The 10,669-nt window shown below is 71.1% G+C and carries 7 protein-coding genes and 2 pseudogenes; 2 read left to right on the top strand and 7 right to left on the bottom strand.

All coding sequences use genetic code 11. The annotated features are described in order from the left end of the window. Positions 1-62: 62 nt before the first annotated feature. The 5 genes and pseudogenes from RH94_RS08510 to RH94_RS08495 form a co-directional block, all read right to left on the bottom strand. A complete protein-coding gene (locus tag RH94_RS08510) occupies positions 63-2,375 on the bottom strand; it encodes an N-6 DNA methylase (RefSeq protein WP_143203976.1) in 2,313 nt (770 codons plus the stop codon). Between the two features lie 470 nt (positions 2,376-2,845). Continuing rightward, positions 2,846-3,061, bottom strand: a pseudogene (locus RH94_RS42795) (hypothetical protein); the annotation flags it as partial. Positions 3,062-3,343: 282 nt separating this feature from the next. After that, positions 3,344-3,515, bottom strand: a pseudogene (locus tag RH94_RS42790) (glutamate decarboxylase); the annotation flags it as partial. A 1-nt stretch (position 3,516) separates the two neighbouring features. Continuing rightward, the coding region (locus RH94_RS08500; RefSeq protein WP_234425625.1) for a glutamate decarboxylase at positions 3,517-4,746 on the bottom strand (1,230 nt) is incomplete at its 3' end. A 52-nt stretch (positions 4,747-4,798) separates the two neighbouring features. Next, positions 4,799-6,082: an ion channel protein gene (locus tag RH94_RS08495; protein ID WP_073947020.1), complete on the bottom strand. Its 1,284-nt coding sequence runs from the start codon at positions 6,080-6,082 to the stop codon at positions 4,799-4,801. A 133-nt stretch (positions 6,083-6,215) separates the two neighbouring features. Here RH94_RS08495 and RH94_RS08490 point away from each other — a divergent pair, with 133 nt between their 5' ends. Together RH94_RS08490 and RH94_RS08485 are read left to right on the top strand one after the other, a co-directional pair. Continuing rightward, complete coding sequence (locus tag RH94_RS08490) at positions 6,216-6,977, top strand: MerR family transcriptional regulator (protein ID WP_073947019.1); 762 nt, start codon at positions 6,216-6,218, stop codon at positions 6,975-6,977. Positions 6,978-7,158: 181 nt separating this feature from the next. Next, positions 7,159-8,127: a DedA family protein gene (locus RH94_RS08485; protein ID WP_073947018.1), complete on the top strand. Its 969-nt coding sequence runs from the start codon at positions 7,159-7,161 to the stop codon at positions 8,125-8,127. 29 nt (positions 8,128-8,156) lie between these two features. Here the strand turns inward: RH94_RS08485 and RH94_RS08480 are convergent, their stop codons facing one another. Beyond that, a complete protein-coding gene (locus RH94_RS08480; RefSeq protein WP_073947017.1) occupies positions 8,157-9,893 on the bottom strand; it encodes a threonine/serine exporter family protein in 1,737 nt (578 codons plus the stop codon). 126 nt (positions 9,894-10,019) lie between these two features. Then, the gene (locus RH94_RS08475) at positions 10,020-10,511 is read right to left on the bottom strand and encodes an inorganic diphosphatase (protein WP_073947016.1); all 492 of its coding nucleotides are present in this window, start codon (positions 10,509-10,511) and stop codon (positions 10,020-10,022) included. Positions 10,512-10,669 lie beyond the last annotated feature (158 nt).

The raw sequence follows: 10,669 nt of genomic DNA, 5'->3' as shown, positions 1-10,669 counted from the left end.
CGCTGCGCACACGACACCGGCTCCGGCCGAACCGGACCACCCCTGCTCCCCTCACCACCTCGTCACTGCCTCCGCAACGCCAGCGTCCCGTCGGCGACCCCCGCCGACACCCGCTCCGCGAGCCGGTCCAACGCCTCCAACTGCCTGCGCACGTCGGCCCGCAGCCGCTCCGTCTCGGCCAGGATCGCCTCCAACTCGGCGATCTCCTCCGGCGGCAGCTGCGGCAGGTCCATGTCGCGCACGCTCACCCGTCGAACGAGCGACCCACTGCCGCGATGCTGGTTGCGCGGCGCCTGGAGGAGACGGGCCAGGGAGTGCGGACGCATCCACAATTCCGCGGAGTGTCCCGGCCCGCCCCGGGTGGCCTCCCGTACATGCTCCCGGTACGCCGTGATGCGCAACCCCTGCACGGGCGACAGCAGGACGCACCCGCCGGCCGTGTCGACCAGACAGCGCACCCCGTACTCGGCGAGCAGCAGCACATCACCCGGATCGGTGACCTTGGCCGACGGGTACACCGCGAGGTCCTCGGGGGCGATACACCGCGCACCCACCGGCAGTTCGCCGAGCATCTCCTCGCGCCCGACGACCGGCAGGCCCGCCTCGCCGATGTCACCCTCCTTGACCCGATGGCCGTTGAGCAGCTTCAACTGCCCCGCCTTCAGGAGGACGTCGAGCTTCCGGTGCCGCATCGGCGTGTTCACGTCCCGCCGACTGATGTTCATGTCGCCCACCCAGTCCCGTAGGCGGGGAATGGCGGCGGCGACGACGCGGCGCGCGGTGAGCGTCTCCTCGAAGTGGTCGACGTGCGCTTCGGGTGCCGCCAGCCGGTGGGCGGGCAGGATCGAGCGGTTGTCCAGCAACTGCTCGCGGCCGGGGCCGGACGCCCGTACGCTGACGCGCTGCGCGTCCTGAGGGTCGCAGGCGCCATCGTCCTCCGTCGACCGCTCCTCGCCGGGCTCGGGCACCACGCCAGGGCGCGTGAGCCCCACCACCTGCTCGATCCATGCCTCGGTTCTCCCGCCCGCCCGCTGGGCGATGCGGTCGGCGTCGACGAGGAGTACCGAGCGGGGTTCCGAGGACGGTGGGCGCAGTACCAGAAGCGCGTACTCCGCTCCCGTACGGAACGGGTGAATGCGGCGCGGAAGCTGGACGATCGCCTCCACACACCCCTCGTCCAGCAGGGCCTCGCGCGTGCTGATCGTCGGCGTGCGCACGGATGTCGGGCCGGTGCCGCTGGTGCGGGTCAGCGTCCAGGTGGGGACGACGACGTAGGCGCGGCCCTCCGGCCGCAGCCGGCGCACGGCTTCCAGCGCCCACCATAGAGGGCCCTCGGCATCCCGTTCCCGCTCACCCGACACATAGGGCGGATCGGCCAGCACCAGGTCGGCGGTCGAGAAGTCGTGCGGTTCGACGGGGGTCTGGTTCCAGGCGCGCGGGGTGTCGAGGTCCGGGGGTGAGGCACAGACGTCGGCGGCTCCGGCCTCGTAGCTGAGGAGCCGGTAGCGCAGCAGTTTGCGCAGCAGCGGATCGGGTTCCACGGCCACGAGTTCGCCGTGACCCCGGAGACCCTCGTACGGTCCACCGCTCATCCCGAGCAGCAGTTCCCCCAGCCCTGCGCACAGGCTGATCGTCGAACGCTGGTCGGGGCCGCCCTCGTTGGGGCCGATCAGCGCGGCGACCAGTGATACGACTCCCCGTGGCGTGATGTCCATGACCAGGTCGGATTCGAGCCGTCTGGCGATCTCCAGGCCCTCGTCGTCGAGGCCGAGCAGCGCGTCGGCCGCCCAGCCGGGTGCGCCGATCTCGTCCATGAGCTCATGAGCGGCGCGGACGACATCGGGGTCGGCGGCCTCGTACTCCGGGAGGAGTTCCGCGGGGAGCGCCTCGGTGATCCAGTCCTTGCCCTCGGCGGACATCGCGATGACCGCGAGCGCCTGCGAGATCAGCGTCTCCGCCGAGCCCAGCCGGTGCTTGAGCGCGACCAGGCCGCGCAGCCGCAGGGCGCGGCGGAAGCGGTCGCCGTACGTCTCGAGGTGTCCGTCGTCGTCGGGCTCGGAGTCCGGGACGGGGCGCAGGTCGAGCCAGTCCGCGATCTCGGTTGCGTCGAAAAGGGGCTTGCTCTCGCTGCCCACTCCGGCGAGAGGGTCGGGAAACGGGCGGCGGTTGTCGCCGGGGCCGCCCACGACCTCTCGTGAGAATCGCCGCCGCCAGTTGCTGACCGTGGGACGGCCTACCCCGGCGAGTTCCTTGATCTCACCGAGCGAGACAGGGGCGTGGAACGGGACCGGCGCAGATTGGGGCTCGGGTGCGGACTCGGGCTCGGGTGCGGCGGGGCGCTCCCAGGACATGAACGTGGGCTTCGGTCGGGGCACGATGGCCTCACAGCCTGATCGGCTCGGCGCCGGCCAGCACGAGCGGCTTGCGGGCGAGCACGTCGGGGATCTGGCTGAACTGCCGGTGCAGTGACGCCTTTTCGGGTGAAACGTAGTCGAGGAGCCGGAGCAGCGTCTCGTAGTCCTTCTCCAGGTGGCGGTGGCAGACACGCTCGTGGTGGCCGATGCGGTTGCGGAACCGGCGCACGTGGTCCAGCTGCTGCTGGAGCGCGCCCCGCCTGCCCCGGTAGCCGTGGAAGGCGTGACGGAGGGCGGGGTTCCAGAACTGCATCTCGTAGTTCTGGCCACGACCGGTCAGGCCCACCCAGAAACCGAGCGTGAGCTTGGCGACCATGTCGTCGGGGGTGACGTTGGCCGCTCCCAGCTCCTGCTGGAGGGCGAGGCGGGCACTGCGAACCTGCTGGAACCCCTTGGTCGTCAGCTGGACCCGCGGGGAGTCCCACCAGTCNGGGCCGGCCGTAGCGGCCGGCCAGCCTGGAGTGGAAGGCGTTGCGCATCGAGACCTCGAAATCGCGCAGCGCGCTCAGGAACGCGCGCGACGCCTCACCGTCCCAGCAGTAGAGCCGCAGGGCGACGAGAGGGTCCCCACCGCACTCGTCGAGATAGGGCTGGAACCTCTCGGCCGAGATCGCGTCCGCGATCCGCTTGACCTCTTCCTCTGTCACCACTGTGCCCCCTGAACGTACGGTTCCGTGTTACCTTCGGAGGCGTGAGCCCCGGAGTACTGTCACTGCTTTGCACACAGCCCGGGGCACAGCTATGTCCGGACCTGTGAAGGCGGCCCGGGGCGCAGGCAAACGCCGCTGCCCCGGAAGCTGACCGCCTTCTCCTCTTCAGCTCAGGTAACAGTACGAGCTCGGTTAGTAGATGTCCAGCGACTTCTGAGAAGGGGGGTTCTCAGAAGTCGCGAATGGCTAGCGATCTGTTCTGGGGAGGGCGCGGACCTCTCAGTGGTGGAAGCCGGTGGCCGCCTTCTTGTCCCGGGTCAGGGGGTGCGGCTGGCGGCGCAGGTCCGGCAGCAGGCGGGTGAGGTCCTCGACGAACAGTTCGGCGAGGTCCGACGAGAAGCCGTTGCGGCAGACCACGCGCAGGACGGACAGGTCCTGCCGGTTCGGCGGGNGGGCACCAGCCAGCCGTTCTCGCGCAGCCGCCGGGAGACGTCGAACACGTCGTACGACGTGATGTCCGCCGCCGTGGTGAAGGCGAACACCGGCAGTTGGTCGCCGCGGGTCAGCAGCCGGAAGTCGCCGAGCGCCCCGATCCGTTCGGCGAGGTGGCGGGCCACGTCGCGGGTGGACTGCTGCACCAGCCGGTAGCCCTCGCGGCCCAGCCGCAGGAACGTGTAGTACTGCGCCACCACCTGGGCGCCCGGCCGGGAGAAGTTCAGCGCGAAGGTCGGCATGTCGCCGCCCAGGTAGCTGACCCGGAAGACCAGCTCCTCGGGCAGTGCCTCCTTGTCGCGCCACAGCGCCCAGCCGACGCCCGGGTAGACCAGCCCGTACTTGTGCCCCGAGGTGTTGATGGACGCCACCCGCGGCAGGCGGAAGTCCCACACCAGGTCCTCGTCGAGGAAGGGCGCGACCATGCCGCCCGAGGCGCCGTCCACGTGCACGGGGACGTCCAGGCCGGTCCGCTCCCGCAGGGCGTCCAGTGCCGCGCACAGGTCGGCGACCGGCTCGTAGGAGCCGTCGTAGGTGGAGCCGAGGATGCCGACGACCCCGATGGTGTTCTCGTCGCACAGCTCGGCGGCGGCCTGCGGATCGAGGTGGAAGCGGTCGCCCTCCATGGGAACCCGACGGGCCTCCACCTCCCAGAAGTTGCAGAACTTCTCCCAGCACACCTGGACGTTGACGCCCATGACGAGGTTCGGGCGCACGTCCCGCGCGGGGTGGCGGCCGGCGTTGCGCCGCGCCCAGCGCCGCTTGAGCGCCATCCCGGCGAGCATGCACGCCTCGCTCGACCCGGTCGTCGAACAGCCGACGGCCGCCGACGGGTCCGGTGCGTTCCACAGGTCGGCGAGCATCGCCACACAGCGCCGCTCCAGCTCGGCGGTGCGCGGGTACTCGTCCTTGTCGATCATGTTCTTGTCCCGGCACTCGCCCATCAGCGTGCCGGCCTGCGGCTCCATCCAGGTGGTGACGAACGTGGCCAGGTTCAGCCGGGAGTTGCCGTCCAGCATCAGTTCGTCGTGCACCAGCTGGTACGCCGTCGTGGGGGTCAGGGGCGCCTCCGCGAGCCGGTGCTTGGGCGGCGCCTCGGCCATCTCCACGGCCGGGTTCGCCTCCCCGTAGAAGGGGTTGACGGACAGGGGGCGCTCGTCGGGCTTCTCGGGTCCTCGGTGGAGCGGCATGGACTGTCTCCTACGGGGTGAGTGAAGGTCGAGGGGAGCCGGAGCGGGAGGGTCAGCGGATCGCCCTCCCGTCCGTCGAGAGCTGCATCTGCGGCCGGCCGGTCACCAGCAGCCAGGCCGGCAGCGAGGCGACGCACAGCAGGGCGAGGATCGTCGGGGAGGACACGAGGACCGCGGCTGTGAACAGGCTCACCCAGCCCTGCCGGGTGACGGCCATGAGCATGCCCAGGACACCCGCCGCCACGCCCAGCGCCGGCGGCACCGCGGGCACGAGCGCGTGCGCGGTCAGCCCGAACGCGGCGCCGATGAACACGGACGGAAAGATCCGCCCGCCGCGGAAGCCGCAGGACGCGGCGACCAGCAGCGCGGCCAGCTTCACCACGGCCATGGCCGCGAACTGCCCCGCCGGCCGGCCGTCGGGGTCGCGGGCCAGCTCCGCGACCTCCGACAGCCCCTTGAAGAGCGTCAGACGGCCGCCCAGCGCTCCCAGCAGGCCGAGCACGAGCCCGCCGACGGGCAGCGCCACCAGCGGGTGCCCGAGCCATGAGAAGGCCCGGTGGACGTACGGGAAGACGTACACGGCGGCGAGGCCGGGCAGCGCGGCCGCGGAGGCGATCACCAGCGCGGCCAGGAGGTCGCCCCAGTGGGGGCGGCCGAGGGGAGGCAGGCCCAGGTCGAAGGTGGGGCGGGCCACCAGGGCGGTCGTCATGGCGCCCGCCGCCCCGGCGGCCAGCGGCGCGAACAGGTTGTCCCACAACGCGCCCTTCACCGGCCGCCCGGCCAGCGCCTCGGAGATCACGAGCGCGGCGGCCACCGGCGTGCCGAACAGGGCGCCGATCGTCGCCGCCTCCGCCAGCACCGGCCACAGCGCGCCCGGCATCCGGGGCAGCAGCCTGCGGCCCAGCCAGAACGCCAGGGCCGCGTTCGCCATGATGACGGGGTTCTCCGGACCAAGACTCGGTCCGCCGGCCAGCGTCAGCATGGCGGCCACCAGCAGTCCCGGCAGCACGGCCGGCCGGACCGGGGCGGCCGACAGGCCCAGCGTCGCCGGATCGGGGCCGGCGTGCCCCGGCGCCTTCCACACCACCAGACCCACCAGGACTCCGGTCGCGGTGAGCACGACCAGCATCCACACCACCGAGTACCGGCCGATGCCCAGCGCGTCGGGCAGGTCCTGCCACAGTGCTCCCTGCAACTCCTCGGCCAGCCCGCTCACCAGCAGGAACATCAGGCCGGCGCCGACACCGACGGCCAGTGCGGGCAGGATCAGTGGCAGCAGGGCGCGGGCCGGGGCCGCCGGGGCGGTGGGTTCCTGCCGTGCGGTGTCCTGGGCCACGGGCTCACGATAAGCGGACAAAAGCGGCACAACATCCGGAGCGGGAAACGCCCCGGCATCCCCGGGGAAACGCGCTTGCACCTCACGCGACGTGAGGACCCACTGTGGAGCGCGTACCGAGGAAGGAGCGGAAGTGGGCCACACCGTGGGACAGGTCGCCGGTTTCGCCGGAGTGACGGTGCGCACACTGCACCACTACGACGACATCGGCCTGCTCGTCCCGGGCGAGCGCAGCCACGCGGGCCACCGGCGCTACAGCGACGCCGACCTCGACCGGCTGCAGCGGATCCTGTTCTACCGGGAGCTCGGCTTCCCGCTCGAGGAGGTCGCGGCCCTGCTCGACGACCCGGATGCGGACCCGCGGGCGCACCTGCGCCGCCAGTACGAGCTGCTGACCGCCCGGATCGAGAAGCTGCGGAAGATGGCCGCGGCCGTGGAGCACGCCATGGAGGCACGCAGAATGGGCATCAACCTCACGCCGGAGGAGCGGTTCGAGGTCTTCGGCGACCACGACCCCGAGAAGTACACCGAGGAGGTCCAGCGGCGCTGGGGCGACACGGAGGCCCACCGGGAGTCCCGGCGCCGTACCGCCTCGTACACCAAGGAGGACTGGCAGCGGCTCACCGAGGAGCAGGACGCGATCCACCGGCGCATGGCGGCGCTGCTCGACGCGGGCACCCCGGCCGGCTCACGGGCCGCCATGGACGTGGCCGAGGAACACCGCCGGTTCATCTCCAGCAGCTACTACGACTGCGCACACGAGATGCACACCTGCCTGGCGGAGATGTACGTCGCCGACCCGCGCTTCACCGCGACCTACGAGAAGATCCGGCCGGGCCTGGCCGCGTACATGCGCGAGGCGATCCTCGCCAACGCCGGCCGGCACACCTCCTGACCACCCGGCCCGGGCCGCCCGGTGCGGGCCGTTCCCGGGCCGGGACCGCCGCCGTACTCCTCGACGGCCCGAGTGGAACGCAGGGCGTACACATTGCGTTGGTAGTTTGTGCGGCAGAGCACCGAGGCCGTGCCTCGACGCCGACGCCGTATCTCCCCACCCCCGTCAGGAGTCCGGAACCGTGATGACGCTTGCCCTCGGCCCGAGCTGGCTGGATCCGAACTACCTGCTCAACAGTTTCGGGCTCTGGGGCCTGCTCCTCATCGTCTTCGCCGAGTCCGGTCTCCTCATCGGCTTCTTCCTGCCGGGCGACTCGCTGCTGTTCACCACCGGCCTGCTGGTCACGTCGGGTCAGCTGCGCTACCCCCTGTGGCTCGTGATCGCCCTCGTCTGCGTCGCCGCGATCCTCGGCGACCAGGCGGGCTACATGTTCGGCAAGAAGGTCGGTCCGTCGCTCTTCAACCGCCCCGACTCCCGCCTGTTCAAGCAGGAGAACGTCACCAAGGCGCACGAGTTCTTCGAGAAGCACGGCCCCAAGTCCCTGGTCCTGGCCCGCTTCGTGCCCATCGTGCGCACGTTCACGCCGATCATCGCGGGCGTCAGCGGCATGCGGTACCGCTCGTTCCTGGTCTTCAACGTCGTCGGCGGCATCCTGTGGGGCGCGGGCGTGACCCTCCTCGGCTCCTGGCTGGGCAACATCCCCTTCGTCAAGGAGAACATCGAGGCGATCCTCATCCTGATCGTCCTCCTCTCGGTGGTCCCGATCATCATCGAGTTCCTGCGCGCCCGCTCCCAGGGGAAGAAGAACCCCGAGGAGCCGGCCGCACAGGAGCCCCCCGCCCCGTACCAGCAGCAGCACCAGCAGCCGGTCATGGACGACGCCACGACCCGCCTGCGCCGCATCGAGCCGCCGTACCAGTACGGCGACCAGAACGACAACCAGAACCAGCCGCAGCAGTACCCCCAGCAGCCGTACGGCGACCAGCAGGGCTACGGCCGGCAGGGCTCCTACGACCAGCAGGGCTACGGCCGGCAGGGTCCCTACGACCAGCAGGGCTACGGTCAGCAGGGGCACTACGGCCGACAGGGTTCCTACGACCAGAACCCGCAGCAGTACCCGGACAACGGCGGCTACCACCGCGCCCCCTGAGGGGGGGAGCCCCCCCGGGGCGCTCCGGGTCAGAATCCCCGCGTGCGCTTGGCGGCCCGGCGCCCCGCCGCCGATGCGCCGCCCGGCACCCTGAGGAACAGCCGGAAGATCTCCGACCCGAGGTTCACGCCGATCGCGATGGCCATGGCGATCGACACCGCCTTGGCCAGTGACACCAGCCCCTTGTCGATGTTGTTCTGCGCGATCGCCAGCAGGCCGAAGTACGTCGCCGAACCGGGCAGCAGCGGACCGATCGCGGCCGTCGTGAAGGGCAGCGCGGACGCGAACTGGTACCGCGACAGCAACTGCCCGAACAGGCCCACCAGGCCCGCCGCCACGGCCGTGGACGCCACCGGTGATATCCCGCCGACGTTGTGCATCGCGGCGTACACCGTCCACGCGACCCCGCCGTTGAGCGTCACCAGCAACACGGTGGACCGCTCCTGCTGCAGCAGCACGGCGAAGGTCAGCGACAGCAGCATCGAGGCGACGATCTGCAGCACCGGACGCTGGCTCATGGCGAGCGCCGCGTCCGGGTTGAGCTGGGCGCCCAGTTTCACACCGAAGTACAGGACCAGCAGCACCCCGGTGACGATGCCGACGAAGAAGTACATGACCTCCAGCAAGCGCGCGGCGGCGGTGATGTAGAAGCCGGTCAGCCCGTCCTGCACACTCGCCACCAGCGCCCGCCCGGGCAGCAGCGCGAACAGTCCACCGGTGATGACCGCGGACGCCTTCACGTCGACGTGCGTCACATTGAGCGCGACACCGATCGCGGCCGGCGGCATCGCGGCGACCGTGAACTGGTAGAACTCCGGCAGTCCGCGTCCGGCGCACAGCCACGCCAGCCGGTCGCCGAGCATCGCGCCGACCGCCGCCGCCACGAAGACGATCAGGTCGCCACCGACGAGCACGGAGGCCGTGCCCGCCAGCAGCCCGGCGGCTCCGGTCAGCACCCAGCCGGGGTAGGGGTGCCGGTTGCGGCGGATCTCCGCCAGCCGCCGGTAGGACTCCTCCAGGGAGACGTGGGTCTCCGGGTCGCTCAGGTCGTCGACGAGCTGGAAGACGGCCGCCAGACGCGTGTAGTCGGTGCCCCGGCGCCGTACCGTCCGGGACGCCGTCACCGGGTCGTCCACCAGGGACGGCTGGTAGGAGATCGACAGCAGGGTGAAGGTGACGTTCGGCTCGCAGCGGTCCAGGCCGTAGGACCGGCAGACCGCGAACATCGCCGCCTCCACGTCCTCGGCGCCCTCACCGCCCGCGAGCAGCAGCTCGCCGATACGCAGGGTCAGGTCGAGCACGCGCGGGACGGCCGGGCCGCCCTCCTCGGCCCGCTGCACCGGCTCGGGCGCGGGCCGCTCGGCCACCGGCATGCGCAGCATGGTGCGCATCCGGTCCTGCCAGGGGACGTCCTTGGCGAGACTGACCGCGGGGATGCCGCCCGGCGGGGTGAAGGCGGGCGGGGCCTGCCTGGCGCTGTAGGTGCTCGGCGGGCTGAACGCGGACCCTTCCGGCTCCGCGGCCGGCGGCTGCTGGACGTCGAGCCCCTCGGGGAGCGCGAACTCGGAGGTGGTCTCCGGCTCGGTCCCCGGGCGGGGGACGGCCAGCCCCTCGGGCAGGGCGAACTCGGACGTCGTGGACGACTCGCCGTCGCTCGGATGGACGACCGGGATCAGCTGGACCTGGGTCATCGAGTTGCCCGTGGGAGCTCTGAACGCGCTCCTCGCCTCGTCCGACTGCGGCTTGCGGTCCTCCGCTTCCGTCACTGGGCAACGCTCCCTGAACGACACCTTCCGTCTGCCTCAGTATGCGCGGACGGGCCCGGTCCCATGCGGACGGGAACAGGCCGTGCCGCCCCGGCGGGGCGGCACGGCCCGAGGGCGACGGACGGCTCAGTGACCGCCATGCTCCTGGAAGCGCTTGATGGAACGCTCGATCTCGGCCTCGGCGTCGGAGCGGCCCACCCAGTTGGCGCCCTCGACGGACTTGCCGGGCTCCAGGTCCTTGTAGACCTCGAAGAAGTGCTGGATCTCCAGGCGGTCGAACTCCGACACGTGGTGGATGTCCCGCAGGTGCTCCACGCGCGGGTCGGACGCCGGGACGCACAGCAACTTGTCGTCGCCGCCGGCCTCGTCCGTCATGCGGAACATGCCGATGGCGCGGCACTTGATGAGGCAGCCGGGGAACGTCGGCTCGTCCAGGATGACCAGCGCGTCCAGCGGGTCGCCGTCCTCGCCGAGGGTGTTGTCGACGAAGCCGTAGTCGGCCGGGTAGCTGGTCGAGGTGAAGAGTCGACGGTCCAAGCGGATACGACCGGTCTCGTGGTCCACCTCGTACTTGTTCCGCGAACCCTTAGGGATCTCGATCGTGACGTCGAACTCCACCGGTGGCTCCTCCATGATCAGCACATAGTTCTGGTGATTAAGTGTCCCTCACGCAGGTGTGTGATCGCGAAAGGGGCTGGTGGTCGTGCCGGAGCTGAGAGCCTGGCGGGCCGCGAGACCGCGCCTGGCCCGTCTCGCACGGGCCGTACGGCCGCGGC

Origin of the sequence: Streptomyces kebangsaanensis, from assembly GCF_001906585.1 — a bacterium.
GTDB classification, from domain to species: domain Bacteria; phylum Actinomycetota; class Actinomycetes; order Streptomycetales; family Streptomycetaceae; genus Streptomyces; species Streptomyces kebangsaanensis.
The sequence above is the reverse complement of the archived record's forward strand: the minus strand, read 5'-3'. Positions and strand labels throughout refer to the sequence as shown.